The organism is Bradyrhizobium sp. ORS 285 (assembly GCF_900176205.1).
In the GTDB taxonomy this organism is placed as follows: domain Bacteria; phylum Pseudomonadota; class Alphaproteobacteria; order Rhizobiales; family Xanthobacteraceae; genus Bradyrhizobium.
Genome location: NZ_LT859959.1, coordinates 4,611,273 through 4,629,280 on the forward strand (window position 1 = coordinate 4,611,273; position 18,008 = coordinate 4,629,280).

The 18,008-nt window shown below is 65.5% G+C and carries 11 protein-coding genes; 6 read left to right on the forward strand and 5 right to left on the reverse strand.

Going from position 1 to position 18,008, the window contains the following annotated elements:
* The first annotated feature begins 36 nt into the window (after positions 1–36).
* On the forward strand, positions 37–1,797 hold the full coding sequence (locus BRAD285_RS20885; RefSeq protein WP_006613886.1) for an ATP-binding cassette domain-containing protein: 1,761 nt from the start codon (positions 37–39) through the stop codon (positions 1,795–1,797).
* Entirely contained in the window at positions 1,794–2,495 is a 702-nt protein-coding gene (locus BRAD285_RS20890; RefSeq protein ID WP_006613885.1) for an ABC transporter ATP-binding protein, read from the forward strand. The genes BRAD285_RS20885 and BRAD285_RS20890 overlap by 4 nt, the downstream gene beginning before the upstream one ends.
* Here BRAD285_RS20890 and BRAD285_RS20895 read toward each other — a convergent pair.
* From BRAD285_RS20895 to BRAD285_RS20905, 3 genes are all read right to left on the reverse strand, one after another.
* Complete coding sequence (locus BRAD285_RS20895) at positions 2,492–5,614, reverse strand: efflux RND transporter permease subunit (RefSeq protein WP_006613884.1); 3,123 nt, start codon at positions 5,612–5,614, stop codon at positions 2,492–2,494. The two genes, BRAD285_RS20890 and BRAD285_RS20895, sit on opposite strands and share 4 nt — an antisense overlap.
* A gap of 39 nt (positions 5,615–5,653) precedes the next feature.
* Complete coding sequence (locus tag BRAD285_RS20900) at positions 5,654–6,904, reverse strand: efflux RND transporter periplasmic adaptor subunit (protein WP_006613883.1); 1,251 nt, start codon at positions 6,902–6,904, stop codon at positions 5,654–5,656.
* Between the two features lie 901 nt (positions 6,905–7,805).
* Complete coding sequence (locus BRAD285_RS20905; protein ID WP_244422314.1) at positions 7,806–8,534, reverse strand: hypothetical protein; 729 nt, start codon at positions 8,532–8,534, stop codon at positions 7,806–7,808.
* A gap of 723 nt (positions 8,535–9,257) precedes the next feature.
* On the opposite strand from BRAD285_RS20905, the gene BRAD285_RS20910 reads away from it, so the two are divergent.
* From BRAD285_RS20910 to BRAD285_RS20925, 4 genes are all read left to right on the forward strand, one after another.
* Complete coding sequence (locus tag BRAD285_RS20910; RefSeq protein WP_006613881.1) at positions 9,258–10,283, forward strand: 2-keto-3-deoxygluconate permease; 1,026 nt, start codon at positions 9,258–9,260, stop codon at positions 10,281–10,283.
* Positions 10,284–10,287: 4 nt separating this feature from the next.
* Positions 10,288–11,529 (forward strand): four-carbon acid sugar kinase family protein, encoded by a 1,242-nt coding sequence (locus BRAD285_RS20915; protein ID WP_006613880.1) that lies wholly within the window; start codon positions 10,288–10,290, stop codon positions 11,527–11,529.
* A complete protein-coding gene (gene pdxA, locus BRAD285_RS20920; protein WP_006613879.1) occupies positions 11,526–12,524 on the forward strand; it encodes a 4-hydroxythreonine-4-phosphate dehydrogenase PdxA in 999 nt (332 codons plus the stop codon). The genes BRAD285_RS20915 and pdxA overlap by 4 nt, the downstream gene beginning before the upstream one ends.
* An 88-nt stretch (positions 12,525–12,612) precedes the next feature.
* Positions 12,613–13,380 (forward strand): DeoR/GlpR family DNA-binding transcription regulator, encoded by a 768-nt coding sequence (locus BRAD285_RS20925; protein ID WP_006613878.1) that lies wholly within the window; start codon positions 12,613–12,615, stop codon positions 13,378–13,380.
* A 200-nt stretch (positions 13,381–13,580) separates the two neighbouring features.
* Here the strand turns inward: BRAD285_RS20925 and BRAD285_RS20930 are convergent, their stop codons facing one another.
* Positions 13,581–14,108: a transposase gene (locus BRAD285_RS20930; RefSeq protein ID WP_050886933.1), complete on the reverse strand. Its 528-nt coding sequence runs from the start codon at positions 14,106–14,108 to the stop codon at positions 13,581–13,583.
* Positions 14,109–14,297: 189 nt separating this feature from the next.
* Positions 14,298–17,921: an error-prone DNA polymerase gene (locus BRAD285_RS20935; RefSeq protein ID WP_006613876.1), complete on the reverse strand. Its 3,624-nt coding sequence runs from the start codon at positions 17,919–17,921 to the stop codon at positions 14,298–14,300.
* Positions 17,922–18,008: the final 87 nt, after the last annotated feature.

The following is an 18,008-nucleotide window of genomic DNA, read 5'->3' on the forward strand; positions in this document are numbered from 1 at the left end:
CTCGCCTCTCCTGCAATGTCCCCAACGAAGCGCGCCATGCCGCGCCTGATCGTCCCCGCGTTGCTGGTGTCGCTTGCCGCCGGTGTGATCATCGTGGCGCCGCTGCTGCTCGATACCTACCTCGTGAACATCCTTGTGCGCGCCTGCTTCGTCGCGATCGCGGCGATCACCGTCGACATCATGTGGGGTTATTGCGGCACGCTGACCTTCGGCCAGTCCGCCTTCTTCGGCATCGGCGCCTACGCGCTCGCGATCATGTTCACCGAATATGGTTTCGGCACGTGGCAGATCTTCGCGGCGATCGGCGTCGCGGTCGCCGTTGCGGGCGCGGTCGCCGCCTTCACCGGCTGGCTGTCGTTCTACCCCGGCTCGACACCGCTCTACGCCTCGGTGATCTCGCTGGTCGTGCCGATCGTGCTGGTGCAGATCCTCTACTCCGGCGGCACGTTCACCGGTTCGTCGAGCGGCCTCGTCGGCTTCGAGAGTTTTGATCTGGAGATCGAGACCTGGCTGCGCCTCGCCGGACTTGGCCTGCTCGCAACCGCGGTGCTCGCCCTGGTCGTCATGCGCAGCGACACCGGACGTCTGCTGTCGGCGCTGCGCGACAACGACTCGCGCTGCACCTATCTCGGCATCGACACCTCGCGCCTGCGCATCGTCGTGCTGGTGCTGTCCGCGATCGTCTCCGCGCTGGCCGGCTTCTTCTATGCCGGCTTCGGCGCAGTCGCCGCGCCGGAAAATGCCAGCTTCACCTTCGGCACCAACCTCGTGATCATGGTCGCGCTCGGCGGCCGCGGCACCGTGATCGGCCCTGTCATCGGCGCGCTGTGCATCGAGGTCGCCAGTGCCTATCTCGCCAACAGCCTGCCTTACGTCTGGGAGCTGATCGTCGGGCTGGCGCTGATCGTGGTGATCCTCGTGTTTCCCGATGGCTTGCTCGGCGCAGTGATGCGTCTGGTCAAGCGCGGGCGTTCGGCAGGCGCCGCGACAATTCTGCAGCCCGCCGCAGCCGCCACCGCTGTCAGCGATCCCGATGCCGTCGCGATCGAAGTGCGCACGCTCGGCAAGCATTACGGCAGTCTCGCCGTGCTGGATGGTGTGCAGTTCACGGCCTATCGCGGCGAACTGCTGAGCTTGGTCGGTCCCAACGGCGCCGGCAAGACCACCCTGATCCGCTGCCTGTCCGATGGACGGGAACGCTCGACCGGCGAGGTCGCCATCGCCGGCCACGACATTGCCAAGCTGCCGCCGGATCGCGTCGTGCGTTTCGGCCTGGGGCGCAAGTTCCAGACGGCGTCGGTGTTCGAAACGCTGACCGTCGCCGAATGCTTGCGCGTGGCGCGGACGCATGCCGATCCGCCCGCCCTCACGTCGCGCTCGGATACCTTGGCGCTGCCGCCCGCGGCGATGTCGGTCGTCGAACGCTCCGGGCTCGGCGAACGGCTCGACGAAGAGGCGCGCAATCTCAGCCACGGGCTGAAGCAGGCGCTCGAGCTCGCGATGGTGCTCTCGCTCGAGCCGGACGTGCTGCTGCTCGACGAGCCCACCGCGGGCCTCACCCGCGCCGAGCGGCAGGGCTTTGCCGACATCCTCACCACCCTCGCGCGCCGCGACCGGCTCTGCATTCTCCTGGTCGAGCATGATCTCGACTTCGTCCGCGAGATCTCCTCGCGCATCATCGTCCTGCACCAGGGCCGCCTCGCGCTCGACGGGTCGGTCGACGAGGTCGTCAACAGCGAGCTCGTCCGCGAGATCTATACGGGTCAGCACGTGGCGCATGCGGAGGTGCCGGCATGAGCACGACGCTCGAAGTCAAAGAACTCGCGAGCGGCTATGGCTCCTCGGAGGTGATCAGCAATGTCGGCTTTGCGCTGGCAAGGGCCGAGACGCTGGCGATCGTCGGCAAGAACGGCATGGGCAAGACCTCGCTGCTGAAGGCCATTCTCGGCTTCCTGCCGGCATGGCGCGGCAGCGTCACGCTCGCGGGCAAGGATGTCACGCGGATCGCGCCGCATCTGAAGCGCAAGATGGGGCTGGTCTATGTGCCGCAGGAGCATGCGCTGTTCCAGGACCTGTCGGTGCGCGACAATCTCAGACTCGGCCTGCTCTCGGACAAGGACATCGACGCATTGTTCGAGCAGGTCGGCGGCTGGTTTCCGGTGTTGACAAAACGGCTTGGCCAGCGCGCGGGAACGCTGTCCGGCGGCGAGCAGAAGATGCTGATCGTGGCGCGGGCCTTGATGGCCAAGCCGGACGTGCTGCTGCTCGACGAGGTCACCGAAGGCCTGCAGCCCTCCGTCGTTGACCGCCTGTCCGAGGTGCTGGTGCGAGTCCGCCGCGAGATCGGCACCTCCATGATCGTCGTGGAGCAGCATCTGCCTTTTGCACTCTCGATCAGCGACCGCTACCTCGTGTTCAAGCGCGGCGAGATCGTCGATGCCGGCGCCGTCGATGCCGGTGCAGCCGCGCGGATCGACGAGCACATGCGCATCTAGCGGACCCTCCGGCGGGAGAACAGCGAGATCAGCACCGGCAATGTGATCAGGATGACCATCGGCGCCAGCATCATGCCGGTGACCACGACGATCGCGAGCGGCTTCTGAACCTGCGAGCCGATGCCGCTCGACAGCGCCGCCGGCAGCAGGCCGATGCCGGCGACGACGCAGGTCATCAGCACCGGGCGCAGCTGCAATTCGCCGGTGCGGATGACCGCCTCGATGCGGTCGACGCCCTCGTCGATTAGCTGGTTGAACTGCGACAGGATGATGATGCCGTCCATCACGGCGATGCCGAACAGCGCGATGAAGCCGATCGCCGCCGACACGCTGAACGGAATGCCGGTCAGCACGAGGCCGACGACACCGCCGAAGATCGCCATGGGGATGACGCTCATGGCCAGCAGGGTGTCGGCCATCGAGCCGAAATTGAACCACAGGAGCACGCCGATCAGAGCCAGACTGATCGGCACCACGATCGACAGCCGCTTGATCGCGTCCTGCAGATTGCCGAACTCGCCGACCCACTCCAGATGCGATCCGGGCGGCAGCTGGACCTGGTCGGCGACCTTCTGCTGCGCCTCCTGAATGGCGCTGCCGAGGTCGCGCTCGCGCACCGAGAACTTGATCGGCAGATAGCGCTCCTGCTGCTCGCGATAGATATAGGCCGCGCCCGACACCAGCTTGATGGTCGCGACCTCGCTGAGCGGAATCTGCGTGATGCCGTTCGGTCCCTGCGCGCCGATCCGCAAATTCTCGATCGCCTCGGCGCTCTTGCGATATTCCGGCGCGAGGCGGACCATGATCGGGAAATGGCGATCGGAGCCCGGCTCGTAGAGATCGCCCGCGGTGTCGCCGCCGATCGCGACCTTGATAGTGGCGTTGATGTCGCCCGGCGCGAGCCCGTAGCGGGCAGCCTTGGCGCGGTCGATATCGATCTGCACGGTCGGCTGGCCGAGCGAGGTGAACACCGCGAGATCGGTGACGCCCTGCACCGTCGACAGCACCTGCTTGATCTTGTTCGCGGTGTCGGTCAGCGCCTGCAGGTCGTTGCCATACAGCTTGATCGAGTTCTCGCCCTTCACGCCGGACACGGCTTCGGAGACGTTGTCCTGCAGGTATTGAGAGAAGTTGAACTCCACGCCGGGGAAGCGGTCGTCGAGCTGCTTCAGCAGCTCGGCAGTGAGCTGGTCCTTGTCCTTGGTGCCGGGCCAGTCCTTGACGGGCTTCAGGGGCGCGAAGAACTCAGCGTTGAAGAAGCCGGCCGCATCGGTGCCGTCGTCGGGACGGCCATGCTGCGAGACCACCGCCTCGACCTCGGGACGCGCGCGGATCATCTTGCGCATCTCGTTGACGTAGGAGTTGCCCTCCTGCAGCGAGATCGTCGGCGGCAGGGTGGCGCGGATCCAGAGATTGCCCTCCTCCAGCTTTGGCAGGAATTCGAGACCGAGCAGCCGGCCGACCACCACGGTCAGCAGCACGAGGCCGATCGCGCCGGTCATCACCAGGTTGCGATTTCCCACCGCCCAGCGCAAAACCGGTGCATAGATCGCGTGCAGCATCCGCATCAGCCGCGTCTCGGTCTCCTCGACATGCGCCGGCAGGATGATGGCGCTGAGCGCAGGCGTCACCGTGAAGGTCGCGAGCAGACCGCCGGCCAGCGCATAGGCGTAGGTCCGCGCCATCGGCCCGAAGATGTTGCCCTCGACGCCGCTCAAGGTGAACAGCGGCAGGAAGGCCGCAATGATGATGGCCGCGGCAAAGAAGATCGAGCGCGACACGTCGGCCGCGGCCGACAGGATCGCGTGGCTCTTCATGCCCATCATCGTCTCGGGCGAGATGTGGCTCTCCTCCGCCTCGGACAACGGCGTGGTCTGTGTCAGGCGGCGGAAGATCGCCTCGACCATGATCACTGTCGCGTCGACGATGAGGCCGAAATCGATCGCGCCGACCGACAGCAAGTTGGCGGACTCCCCGCGTAGCACAAGGATGATGACGGCGAAGAACAGCGCGAAGGGAATGGTGGCGCCGACGATCAGCGCGCTTCTGAGATTGCCGAGGAACACCCATTGCAGCAGCACGATGAGGCCGATGCCGACCACCATGTTGTGCAGCACGGTGTGGGTCGTGGTGTCGATCAGATCCTTGCGGTCGTAGATGCGCTCGATGCGCACGCCTGGGGGCAGGATGGTGGAGCTATTGATCTGATCGACCAGCTGCTCGACGCGCGCGATGGTCGGCGAACTCTGCTCGCCGCGCCGCATCAGCACGATGCCCTGGACGATGTCGTCGTTGTTGTTGAGGCCGGCAATGCCGAGCCGCGGCTTCTCCGCCACCGTGACATTGGCGACGTCCTTCACCAGCACCGGGTTGCCGCCGCTCTGCGACACCATGGTGTTGGCGAGGTCATCCATCGAGCGGATGAGGCCGACGCCGCGCACAACGGCCGACTGCGTGCCGATCTCGACCGTGTTGCCGCCGACATTGATGTTGGAATTGCCGACCGCCTGTAAGAGCTGCGGCAAGGTCAGGCCGTTGGCGACCAGCTTGTTGAAGTCGACCTGGATCTCATAGGTCTTGGTCTTGCCGCCCCAGCCGGTGACGTCGATGACACCAGGAACGGCACGGAAGCGCCGCTGCAGCACCCAATCCTGCAAGGTCTTGAGGTCGAGCACGCTGTAGCCGGGCGGACCACGCAGCCGGTAGCGATAGATCTCGCCGACCGCGCTCAAGGGCGAGATCTGCGGCGTGACGTTGCCGGGCAGCGGCGACAATTGCGACAGGCGGTTCAGCACCTGCTGCAGAGCTTCATCATAGGTGTAGTCGAACGAGAACTGCAGCTTGACGTCGGAGAGCCCGTACAGCGAGATCGTGCGGATGGTGCGCAGGTTCTTGATGCCGGCGACCTGGGTCTCGATGGGGATCGTGATGTAGCGCTCGATCTCCTCGGCCGACAGGCCGTTGCTCTGCGTCACGATGTCGACCATCGGCGGGGTCGGATCGGGATAGGCTTCGATGTTGAGCTGGCGGAAGGCGATCAGGCCGCCGATCAGGACGGCGACGAACATTCCAACCATCAGGAAGCGCCGCTGGACGGCGATGGAGACGAGGCGGTCCATTCAGATCGGAGCTTTCAGCAGGGCAGGAAGAGAACCACGTCAGCTGCCGGAGGCAGCGCGATCGATGAACAGGCTGCCCTTGGTCACGATCTGCTCGCCCGCGTTCAGGTTGCTTTCGACCGCGACCTGATCGCCGTTGATCAACCCGGTCTTGATCTTGCGCAGCTCGATCGACTTGTCGGGACGCGCGACCCAGACGCGGACCTGATTACCTTCGTAGATCAGGGCCTGCCGCGGCACGGCGACGGCGGGCTGCTCACCCGGCGAATAGATCGTCACGTTGGCGAACATCTCGGGCTTGAGAAGGCCGTCCTTGTTGTCGATGGTCGCGCGGACCAGCAGCCGGCGCGTCGCCGGGTCGATCGAGGCGGCCACGTAGTTGATGCTCGCCTTCAGCGGACGGCCCGGCAGGGCGAGCACGTTGACGAGGATCTCCTCGCCGACATTCACAAGCGCCGCATCGCTCTCGCGCACGAAGGCGGTAAGCCAGACGGTCGAGAGATCGCCGATCACGAAGACGGGATCGCTCGCACCGGAGTTCACGTACTGGCCGGGGCCGACCTTGCGCTGCACGACCGTGCCGCCGATCGGCGCGTAGATCGTGATCTCGCGGTCGATCACGCCCTTGCTCTGGAAATTGCCGATCGCGGCATCGGTGAAACCGAGGATCCGCAGCTTGTTGCGCGCGGCCTCCAGCGCCGTCTGCGAAGACCGCATGTCGTTCTGGGCCTGAACGGAGGTCGCCTCCGCCTGCTGGAAATCCTTCAGCGGGATCGCCCGGCCTTCGAACAGATCCTTGGCACGCTTGTACTGGATGTCGGCGAGGTCCAGCGCCGACTTCGCCTTGTTCATCGAGGTGATGGCGGTGATGAAATCATTCTGGGCCTGCACCGTGTCGGCGGCCTCGATCACGAACAAAGGCTGACCCTGGCGGACGGTCTCGCCCGGGCGCGCCAGCAGCTTGGTCACACGGCCGGCATAGGGCGAGAACACCGGCGTCGAGCGATCCTCGTCGACAGCCACCTTGCCCTCGGTGATGTGCTCGGCGCGGAAGATTTTTTCGCATACCGGCTCGATCGTCAGGGTCGCCCATTCCGCGGCCGAGGGCGTGAAGGTCGTGCCATTGCGCTTCGACTGGCTGGACAGCTCGATGTTGTCTTTGGACGCCGTCGAGGATCCCAGCTGGGTGTAGCCGTAGGCGCCTGCGCCGGCGATCGCCAGCACGGCCAAACCCATCACCAGCCGCTTGGTGCTGATCATCTGCGGAAGTGAGTTCGTGTCAGGCGCCATGGCTGTTTATGACTGGCTCGTTTGATCCGTCGACGATTCCGGCATTGGCGGGCTCATCGCTGCGCTAATAGTGCGGAACTGGAGCTTTAAACAACCTAAAAATCGCCAAAGTCGCCTCTGTCTTGCTTTAAAAATTTGAAAGTTCAACGACAGCCGTTCAGCTTGCATTCAGCTCATTTTCGGCAATCGTCATTTTCTTCGGTGCCGCACCATGACGTCATGCTGCCGTAATGAATCGCCGGGACGATGTAGCGGCCTCAACGGCCAACCTGCGCGGGTATGCATCTGTTCCAGCCCACTATGTTCCATATCTGCGCTGTAGATCCGACTGGCCATTGAGCCTTGAGACATGCCTGGTCACCGCGGATCTTAGACATCACAGCCTGTGAGACGAACATAGGAAAGCTGCCTCGCGGCGCAGATGCGTCCGAGTTGTGCTGATCATTTCACCCTCTCGTGAGGAGGGCGCAGGGAAGGCCAGGCGCCGACTGACGCCTGCGGCCCGCCTGCGAAAAAGAATGCAGGCGGCAGGTACCACAGGTGCAGCCGAGATCACCCGGCCTTCCCTGCGCGACGGTCTTAACGTTTATACGCAGTCTGCCTGGTGCGCCGGGCTTGTTGGCCACCATTGCCCGCGCGGCGCGCAAGCGCCGTCGCGAACGTAGCACCAGCATCGGGGTGCCAGCACGCTGCGACTTCACGTCCGCACGTTGCCGTTCGTCCACATGCCAAAGCACGCTGCGGCAACACCACGGCCATCGCTCCCCGCCCCGCGTGTCGTGACGATCGCGCGCTACGCCCCTTCTCGATGGGACGGGATGCGCGAGAATAGAACATGAATTCGGAAAAATGTAAAGCGTTTTTCTTTGGGGGGCGAACGGCGTTGCCAACCTCGGTTGATCTACTTCTCATTGGCCAGTGACCTCACCTCGAGCTCGCGGCGGGCCACCGGCTCGTTGACGTAGCGCGCGATGGCCTGCGAGAGCAGCGTGGCGTCGATCAGATATTGCTGGGTCGGAATGGCGATGTGAGCGCCCATGAGGGCTTCGGATCGGCCGATCTGCTTGAGCGCGTCCACATATCTTGCGGGCGGGGTCACCGCGACGGCATCGGGTTGATGCAGCCGGATGCACAGGAAGGGATTGCGGTTCATTTCCGCCACCGCCAGATCCGCGATGTTGTCGAAGGCAACGACATAGGAGAAGCCGCGGCAGCCGAAGGTGATCCCGGTCTCGTCGAATTGGATGAAGGTGCTCGGCAGCCAGCCGATCAGCACGGCGGCCAGCAGATAACAGCCGAAGATCAGCGAGGCGATCGACAGGCAGCGAAACACGATGCCGTAGGACCAGCCAAAAACGGTCAGGATGACGCCGAGCGCTGCTAGCCAGGCCCCGAGACCGCCGATCAGCACGCGCGACGGACGCATGGGGACACCGCCAGTGATCATGACCCGCTCAGCCGTCGGTGCCGAGCGTCGTTTGCGGATGATGATGCTGGCGGCGAGCACGGCGCCCGATCCGAAGAACGCGATGGTGACAATTCCGACATCCGGTTTCGACCGCAGCACGAGCACGCCGATGACGACGAACACCATGTTCAGGATGAAGAGAGAGCGATCGGATAATTGCATGGGGAGAGGCTTCGTGGCGTGTTGGACGACGAGAATTGATATCGTGGCGATGAAGGCCACAAGATGGCCCGTCTGCCGACTTGGAGCGGAGCAGCCGTAGGGTGGGCAAAGGCACGGCGCGCATGCGCGACGTGACGTGCCCACCGTTCTTGCTTGGCGATCGAGTTCTTGCTTGCGAGCCGGCGATCTCCCTCACAGCGGCTACACGTCCATCGCGCCTGCGGCCGGTGGGCACGTCACGTCGCGCGAGGCGCGCCGTGCCTTTGCCCACCCTACGAAGCGAGGTTCGATCCTACAAACTAACAAGCCAGACTGTGGGCGTCGTACTTATCTCGTCACGTTGAAGGGATCGTGCAGCAGCACGCGCATTTTCCGCTGGGCCGTCCTCGAATGCAGATTGTCGAGCCTCAATCGTCGAGCACTCCAAACGGCTGCCGCCCGTCTCGATGGATCTTCGGTTTGCATTGGGGGTTGGGCCGGGGCTGGCCTGACCGCTACGGACCCGTAGGTGCCGGGGAGACTCTCCGACCGACAGCAGCCAGGGGGACGCACTCGGCAGCGGCGCGCGCTCCGGCCCATAACAGCTCTAAAAATTGCGCAAATTGCGCAAATGTCGTTTGCATTCTGCGCATTTTGCGCTTATTTGACCAAAGCGCGCATCTTCTTCTCAAGAGATTGCGCAAAATACGTAGAATTTGACGTTGTCAGGGAAGGACGCGGGACATGCAGGTGCCCATCAAGGAGACGATCGAGAAGGTGCCGGGCGGGATGATGGTAGTGCCGCTGCTGGTCGGCGCGCTGATCGCGACGTTCTTCCCCGAGACGCCGAAATTCTTCGGCTCCTTCACCGGCGCGCTGTTCTCGGGATCGCTGACCATCCTCGCCGTGTTCTACGCCTGCATGGGCGCCAGCATCGACTTCCGCGCCACCCCCTACATCGTCAAGAAGGGCGGCACCTTGCTGGTCGTGAAGGTCGGCGTCGCCGTGATCCTCGGCGTGATCTTCGGCCGCCTTCTCGGCGAGACGCCGGTGACCTCGGGCATGTTCGCAGGCATCTCGACGCTCGCCATCGTCGCTGCGATGAACGACACCAATGGCGGCCTCTACATGGCGCTGATGGGCCAGTATGGACGGCCGCGCGACGTCGGCGCCTATACGATCATGACCCTGGAAAGCGGCCCGTTCTTGACCATGCTGACGCTCGGCGTCGCCGGTCTGTCGGCGTTTCCGTGGCAGGCGCTGGTCGGCGCCATCCTGCCGCTGGTCGTCGGCATGATCATCGGCAATCTCGATCGCGAGATGCGCGCCTTCCTGAGCCGCGCGATCCCGGTGATGATCCCGTTCTTCGCCTTCGCGCTCGGCGCCGGGCTTGACCTGTCGAAGGTCTGGCAGGCCGGCCTGCTCGGCCTCGGCATGGGCGTCGCGGTGGTGATCGTGACCGGCATTCCGCTGTTCCTCGCAGACCGGATCACAGGCGGCACGGGCGTCGCCGGCGTCGCCGCGGCCTCTACCGCAGGCAATGCGGCGGCCGTTCCGGCCATCGTGGCCGCGGCCAATCCGGCCTATGCTCCGGCGGCAGGCCCTGCCACCATCCTGATCGCAGCCTGCGTCGTCGTCACCGCCATCCTGACGCCGCTGCTGACCGCCTGGGTCAGCCGCAAGGTCGGCCCTGGGGTGGACACGGAGAGCGAGGACGAGGTGGCGACCGCCGCTGCACTGACACCCACGCCACGTCCGGCAGGTCACTGATCCCATGGCAGGCTGGCTGATCGTCGCGGACGACCTCACCGGGGCAGCAGACTGCGCGATCGCCTTCGGCCGGCGCGGTCGCGCCGCCGCGGTGACCTGGGGAGAGGACGCGTCCGATCGCCGGCTGCCGGTGCTCGCCTATGACGCGGCGAGCCGCGGCCTTTCGGCCGAGGACGCCGCCCGCCGGCACACGCACGTGCTGGCGCGGCTCGCCCGGCCGAGACGGCGACTGTTCAAGAAGATCGACTCGACGCTGCGCGGACAGCCGGCAGCGGAGACGGCGGCGACGATGGCGCATCTCGCGCAATCGGGGCCGGCCTTCGGCGTGTTCGCCCCCGCCTTCCCGGCGACCGGCCGCACCACGGTGAGCGGACGCATCCTGGTGCAGGGACGGCCGCTCGAACAGGCCGAGGTCTGGCAGCGCGACCACACCTATCCGACCGCCGATCTGGCCGAGGTGCTCGGCACGGCGGGAGTGAGGTCCGAGAAACTCGCCCTCTCCACGGTTCGCGGTACCGAGCTAAAAGGCACGCTGGCCCGGCTCGCGGCCGAGGGAAATATCGTCGGGATCTGCGATGCGGAGACCGAGCACGATCTGCATCTGATCGCGGCCGCAAGCAGCGACGTCTCTCCGGCGCCGTTCTTCATCGGCAGCGCCGGCCTCGCGCATGCGCTGGCCGGCATCGAGGCCGAGGAGACCGGCGAAACATTGCGGATTCCCGCCAGCGCCTGCGGCACCCTGATCGTGGTCGGCTCGCTGGCGGGCGCCTCGCGCAGTGCGGCCCGCGAACTGCAGGCGAGCGGCACCGTAAGGCATTTTCCGGTCGCACCTGAGATGCTGCTCGGCCAGGATGACGACGCCCGCGCCGCGCTCGCCACCGACGTGACCGCGCATCTCGGGCAAGGCCGCGATGCCCTCGTCGAGATCACGATGAACGATCACCCGGACATGCGGCTGGGCGCACAGCTTGCGAACGCTCTCGCCGACGCGCTGCAGACGGTCGCGCCCGCCCTCGGCGCTTTCGCCGCAACCGGCGGCGAGACCGCGGCCGCCCTGCTCGCGCGCTTCGGCGTCAACGGCATCCGCCTCGCCGACGAGATCGAGCCGGGCGTGTCGCTCGGCCTCACGCTCGGCCAGATCGCCGTTCCCATTGCCACCAAGGCCGGCGCGTTCGGCGACGCGCACAGCCTGATCCGCATCAGCGAACGGCTGCGCGCGATCAGAACCAGAGGAAGCTTTTCATGACCCGTCCGACCATCGCAATCACCATGGGAGATCCGGCCGGCATTGGGCCCGAAGTGATCATGAAGGCGCTGGACCATCCGGAGACCCGCGCGATCTGCAACCCGCTGGTGATCGGCGACACCACGCGCCTGCGCAAGGCGGGCCGGATCGTTGGCACCGCCCGAGGAGTCGATGCGATTGGCGAGGCCAGCGAAGCCAACTTCGCCGCGGACGCCGTGCAGTGCGTCGACCTGAAGCTCGTGCCGGACGATCTGCCGTTCGGCCAGGTGTCGCCGGTGGCCGGTGAAGCCGCCTATCGCTTCATCGAGAAGGCCGTCGAGATCGTGCAGGCGGGAACCGCGCAGGCGATCTGCACCGCGCCGCTCTCCAAGGAGGCGCTGCATGCGGCCGGGCACAAATTCCCGGGGCATACCGAATTGCTGGCGCATCTCACCGGCACGCCCGAAGTCTCGATGATGCTGGTGTCGCCGAAGCTGCGCGTCATCCATGTCACGACGCATATCGGCCTGCTCGACGCGATCGAAAAGATCGAGCCGGGCCTCGTCGAGCGCGTGATCACGCGAGGGCATGACGTGCTGGTGCGCGCCGGAATCAAGAATCCGAAGATCGGCGTCTGCGCGATCAATCCGCATGCGGGCGAGAACGGCTTGTTCGGCCGCGGCGAGGAGGCCGCCAAGATCACGCCGGCCGTGGAAGCCTGCCAGCGCAAGGGCTGGGACGTGCGCGGCCCCCTGCCCGCCGATACGCTGTTCTTCCTGGCCGGCCGCGGCGACTACGACATGGTGGTGGCGATGTATCACGACCAGGGCCACGGCCCGATCAAGGTGCTGGGGCTGGAGGCCGGCGTGAACATCACGGTCGGGCTGCCGGTGATCCGCACCTCGGTCGACCACGGCACGGCGTTCGATATCGCCGGCAAAGGCATCGCCGACGAGCGCAGCCTGATCGAGGCGCTGCGCCAGGCGGCGGATCTCGCGCCGAAGCAGGCGGCCTGACGGATTGCGCAGCCGCGCCGGCATGCTATGGCGTCCGCTCATCAACCGGCGCCAATGAGCATGGCGCGGCAGTGAGGGTGAGAGGCCGATGTCGATGCGCAGCAAGGAGCGGCATGCCCGCCTCCTCGAAGCCCTGAACGCCGGGGAAATCGATGTCGACGATCTCGCGCGGCGCTTCGACGTTTCCGCCTCGACCGTGCGCCGCGACCTGCAGCATCTGTCGAAGAGCAACGCCGTGCGCCGCACCTATGGCGGCGCCATCCTCACCGGCCACGTCGCCGAGGCCACGCTGGAGCAGCGGCTCGCGGTGCAGGGCCGCGAGAAGCAGGCGATCGCGCGCGCGGCCGCCGAGCTGATCGAGGACGGCGACACGCTCATCCTCGACGCCGGCTCGACGGTCGCCGCCTTCGGCCGGCTGCTGCTGCAGCGGCGGCTGCGCATCATCACCAACAATCTCGCGCTGCTGCCCTTTCTCGCCAAGGCGCCGGCGATCGAGATCGTGGTGCTGGGCGGCGCGTTGCGCACCACCAGCATGAGCACGATGGGTCCGCTGGCGAGCGATGCGTTGCGGCGGATCACGGCGGACCGCGCGGTGATGAGCGCCGACGGCCTGGTGAAGGGCCGCGGCCTGTGCGAGGCCGATCTCGACCAGGTAGCGCTGAAATCGCTGATGATGCAGCAGGCCCGCGAGCTGATCGTGCTCGCCGACGCCGGCAAGCTCGGCCGCGCCGAACAGGACGCCTGGGCCCCCCTGCCGCCGCGCTGGACCCTGGTGACGGATGACGGCGCATCCGAGGCGCAGCGGGCGGCGTTTGCGGAGGCAGGCGCGCGGGTGATCGTCGCGCGTGCTGGATGACGAGGTCTTCGCGTCGCTTTGCCCAGATTACGTTGAGTCTCGATCGCGGCCGGTGGGCACGTCGCGACGCGCGTTGCGCGACGCGCCTTTGCCCACCCTACAATCTGTGGCGCCGGTCTATCGACTAGCAAGAACCGTAGGGTGGGCAAAGGTGCTTCGTGCGATGCGCAGCATCGTACGAAGCGCCGTGCCCACCGTCTTCACTCACCATACGACCCAGCGGTCGCTTTGATATCTCCTCCCCAATCAGGAGCGAGCCATCCGCGTTCGACGAAGCGATGGAAACTGCTGTGTGGCCAATCGGCAACGCGTGACACATGACCATGCTTGACCGGGTTGAAATGGATATAGTCGATATGGCGTTCGAGATCCGTCTCGTTGCGGATGGCGTGCTCCCAATAGCGCCGTTGCCAGATCCCCTTCTCGCGCTTCGTCACAAGGCTTCGTGATTGCGTCAGAGTCTTCAGACCACGAGAGAAGCTGCTCTTGATCATGCTCCAGCGCATCGGATAGTCGGCATCATCCTCCGGCAAAGCCCAGATCGCGTGGAGATGGTCGGGAAGGATGCAGATCGCGATCGTTTCGAAGGGGAGACGCTCGCAGGCAAGGCGGTAGGATGCCTTAAGGCGCTCGATCTGCTCTAAGAGAAGATGGCTGCTTCGATCCTCCAGAACAACGGTGAAAAAGAACACGCCGCCCTTGATGGATGCTCTGCGATAGTTCGGCATCATCACCCCCATCGCGCTCGTGGCCGGTGGGCACGTCGCAACGCTTCGCGTTGCGTCTTTGCCCACCCTACAGCTCGTGGTTTCGATCTTACCAACTAACAAAGAACCGTAGGGTGGGCAAAGGCAATTCGGGCGATGCGAAGCATCGTCCGAAGGGCCGTGCCCACCGTGTCACCACGAGTCCACGCCTCAATGAAAATCGCGCGAGCGTGGCAGGATGCGGACGTTGCGGGGGTGGCTGACGCGCTGGGAGGGATTATCCGGATGGTCGCGGCGGTCGTCGTTGAGCGGCTCCGCGGGCATCGGACCTTGCGGGATGGCGCCGAGGCGGTCGTCCGACAGCAGCGCGAGATCGGCGGTGCGGTCGACCAGGCGCTCGGCGACGAGATGCACGACCTTCTCGGGGCTGCTCTGGATGCGGCCTTCGACCAGCACCAGGCGCGCGCCCATCACCTCCTTGCGGAAGGTCTCCATCACCTTCGGCCAGACCACGATGTTGGCGATCCCGGTCTCGTCCTCCAGGGTCATGAACACGACGCCCTTGGCGCTGCCCGGTCGCTGCCGCACCAGCACCACGCCGGCACAGCGGATGCGGCGGCGATCGTTGGAATCGTTGACGTCGCGGCAGGCCAGCACGCCCTCGGCGGCAAAACGCCGGCGCAGGAACTCCATCGGGTGGCCCTTTAGCGACAGGCGGATGGTCTGATAGTCCGCGACGACGTGCTCCGGCAGCGGCATCTCGGGCAGCGGCTGCGCGCCCTCGTCCGGCTGCTCGCGGGCGATCGCAGCCTCGAACAGCGGCAGCGGCACATCGTCGGGCAACCGGCGCACGGCCCACAAGGCGGCGCGGCGGTCGAGCCCGAGTGAGCGGAACGCATCGGCATCGGCCAGCAGCAGCAGCGCGCGCTTGGGCAGCGCGGTGTCGCGGGCAAAGTCCTCCAGCGAGGTGAAGGGACGGCGCTCGCGCGCGCGGATGATGCGGTCGGCCCAGTCGTCTTCGCGGTCGGCGGTTTGAAGCGAAGAGGCAGTCTGTTTGTCGTTGTCATTACGGGGCGACGCATTTGCGTCGTGCGCTCCAAATGCACCAAGCGTTTGCGAGTGAGAAACGCTCCTCTCCGCGCCGTCATTCCGGGGCGCCCGGAGGGCGAGCCCGGAATCCATAACCACGATCGGGAGTATGGATTCCGGGCTCGCGCTACGCGCGCCCCGGAATGACGATGAGGAGAGAGCCTGCCCACCACCTGGGGTTGAAGATGTGGGAGCAGCTAGCGTCTCCCTCCGCAACGCCTCCGACAATTTCCTGATCCGCTCCTCGTCGCGGTCGATCCAGCGGAAGCCGTCGATCTGGCGGAATCCGAGGCGGACGGCGCAATATTTCCCGTCGGTTTTTTCCAGCGTGTTGTCGGCAAAGCTGTGGGAGACATCGATGTCGCGGATCTCGACGCCGTTCTTGCGGGCGTCGCCGACGATCTGCGCCGGCGCGTAGAAGCCCATCGGCTGCGAGTTCAGCAGCGCGCAGCAGAACGCATCGGGATGAAAGTATTTCAGCCAGGACGAGACATAGACCAGCTGCGCGAAGCTCGCGGCATGGCTTTCCGGAAAGCCGTAGGAGCCAAAGCCCTTGATCTGGTCGAAGCAGCTCTTGGCGAACGCCGGGTCATAGCCGCGCGCGATCATGTTCGAGACCATCTTCTCCTCATAGGAGCCGATGGTGCCGACATTGCGGAACGTCGCCATCGCGCGGCGCAGGCCGTTGGCTTCCTCCGGCGAAAATTTTGCGGCTTGAATCGCGATCCGCATCGCCTGCTCCTGGAACAGCGGCACGCCGAGCGTCTTGTGTAGAACTTTGTAGAGCTCGTCGGCCGGGCCGTTCGCAGGCGCCGGATAGCTGACCTTCTCGAGGCCGTTCCGGCGGCGCAAATAGGGATGCACCATGTCGCCCTGGATCGGCCCCGGCCGGACGATCGCGACCTCGATGACGAGATCGTAGAAGGTGCGCGGCTTGAGGCGCGGCAACATGTTCATCTGCGCCCGGCTCTCCACCTGGAACACGCCGAGCGACTCGCCCCGCTGCAGCATCTGGTAGACTTCGTTGTCGTCCTCCGACTTGATATCGGCGAGCACGTAGCGCCTGCCCTTGTGATCGGCGATCAGGTCGAAGCTCTTGCGGATGCAGGTCAGCATGCCCAGCGCGAGCACGTCGACCTTCATCATGCTGAGCGCGTCGACATCGTCCTTGTCCCATTCGATGAAGGTGCGGTCGTCCATCGCGGTGTTGCCGATCGGGACGTAGCTGTCGAGCCGGTCCTGGGTCAACACGTAGCCGCCGACATGCTGCGACAGATGGCGCGGAAAGGTGATCAGCTCCGAGGCCAGCTCCACGGCGCGGCGGATCATCGGATTGGTGGGATCGAGCCCGGCCTGGCGCACCTGCATGTCGGACAGGCCGTCGCCCCAACTGCCCCACACGGTGTCGGCGAGCACGGACGTGACGTCCTCGGTTAGCCCCAGCGCCTTGCCGACGTCGCGGATGGCGCTGCGCGGGCGATAATGGATGACGGTGGCGATGATCGCGGCGCGGTGACGGCCGTAGCGGCGATAGACATATTGCATCACCTCCTCGCGCCGCGAATGCTCGAAATCGACGTCGATATCCGGCGGCTCCAGCCGCTCCTTGGAGATGAAGCGCTCGAACAAGAGATCGATCTTGGTCGGGTCCACCGAGGTGATGCCGAGCACGTAGCAGACGGCCGAATTCGCCGCGGAGCCGCGGCCCTGGCACAGGATGCCTTGGCTGCGCGCATAGCGCACGATGTCGTGGACGGTGAGAAAATAATGCGCGTAGTTGAGCTCGGCGATCAGCGCCAGCTCCTTGTTGAGGACCGCGCGCAATTTGTCATCGAGATGCTCGCCGAAATAGGTCTTGGCGCCGGCCCAGGTGAGGTCCTCCAGATGCCCCTGCGCGGTCTTGCCTGAAGGCACCGGCTCGTCGGGATATTGGTATTTGAGCTGGTCGAGCGAGAAGCTGATGCGGTCGGTGAAGCGCAGCGTCTCGGCGATCGCGTCGGGATGATCGCGGAACAGCCGCGCCATCTCATGGCCCGGCTTGAGATGGCGCTCGGCATTGGCCTGCAGACGGCGGCCGATGCTCTCGATCGAGGCCTTCTCGCGAATGCAGGTCAGCACGTCCTGCAGCATGCGCTGGCTTGGATGGTGATAGAGTACGTCGTTGGTGGCGATCAGCGGCACCCTGGCTGACGCAGCGAGACGCGCGAGCCGCGCCAGCCGGCGACGGTCGTCGCCGCGGTACAGCAGGCTGCCGGCGAGCCACACGCCTTCGGCGGGGCTGTCCTTCAGACGCGCCAGGATTGCGCCCAGCGCGTCCTCGTCGAAGCGATGCGGCGGCATCAGCACGAGGAGCTGGCCTTCGATGAACTCGAACAGGTCTTCGAAGCTCAGGCGGCAATCGCCCTTGGCGACCTTGTCGAGATCGCTGCCGCGCTTGCCGCGGGTGAGCAGCTGGCACAGCCGGCCGTACGCCGCGCGGTCGCGCGGATAGACCAGGATGTCCGGCGTGCCGCAGGTGAAGACGAGCCGCGCGCCGTAGAGCAGTTTTGGCTTGTAGCTCAGCTTGTCGTTACTCAGCTCGCTATAGGCGCGGACGATGCCGGCCAGCGTGTTGTGATCGGCAATGCCGATCGCGGTGAGGCCATATGCAGCGGCTTGGTGCACATAGGCTTGGGGGTGTGAGCCGCCGTGCAGGAAGGAGAAATTGGTGGTGATGCCGATCTCGGCGTAGGCGACGGGGGTCATGGCGCGGCTGCGGAGATTGGGGCGGCGCGATGTCCCTGCGATGCGAAAGACAGCCACTCAGCAAGCGGCTTGCACAGCTGCCCACCC

Excerpts from the sequence above, each read along its gene's own strand:
- BRAD285_RS20895 (WP_006613884.1), bottom strand. The coding sequence starts at position 5,614 with ATGGACCGCCTCGTCTCCATCGCCGTCCAGCGGCGCTTCCTGATGGTT.
- BRAD285_RS20935 (WP_006613876.1), bottom strand. The coding sequence starts at position 17,921 with ATGACCCCCGTCGCCTACGCCGAGATCGGCATCACCACCAATTTCTCC.
- BRAD285_RS20885 (WP_006613886.1), top strand. The coding sequence starts at position 37 with ATGCCGCGCCTGATCGTCCCCGCGTTGCTGGTGTCGCTTGCCGCCGGT.
- BRAD285_RS20905 (WP_244422314.1), bottom strand. The coding sequence starts at position 8,534 with ATGCAATTATCCGATCGCTCTCTCTTCATCCTGAACATGGTGTTCGTC.
- BRAD285_RS20930 (WP_050886933.1), bottom strand. The coding sequence starts at position 14,108 with ATGCCGAACTATCGCAGAGCATCCATCAAGGGCGGCGTGTTCTTTTTC.
- pdxA (WP_006613879.1), top strand. The coding sequence starts at position 11,526 with ATGACCCGTCCGACCATCGCAATCACCATGGGAGATCCGGCCGGCATT.
- BRAD285_RS20900 (WP_006613883.1), bottom strand. The coding sequence starts at position 6,904 with ATGGCGCCTGACACGAACTCACTTCCGCAGATGATCAGCACCAAGCGG.
- BRAD285_RS20890 (WP_006613885.1), top strand. The coding sequence starts at position 1,794 with ATGAGCACGACGCTCGAAGTCAAAGAACTCGCGAGCGGCTATGGCTCC.
- BRAD285_RS20925 (WP_006613878.1), top strand. The coding sequence starts at position 12,613 with ATGTCGATGCGCAGCAAGGAGCGGCATGCCCGCCTCCTCGAAGCCCTG.
- BRAD285_RS20915 (WP_006613880.1), top strand. The coding sequence starts at position 10,288 with ATGGCAGGCTGGCTGATCGTCGCGGACGACCTCACCGGGGCAGCAGAC.
- BRAD285_RS20910 (WP_006613881.1), top strand. The coding sequence starts at position 9,258 with ATGCAGGTGCCCATCAAGGAGACGATCGAGAAGGTGCCGGGCGGGATG.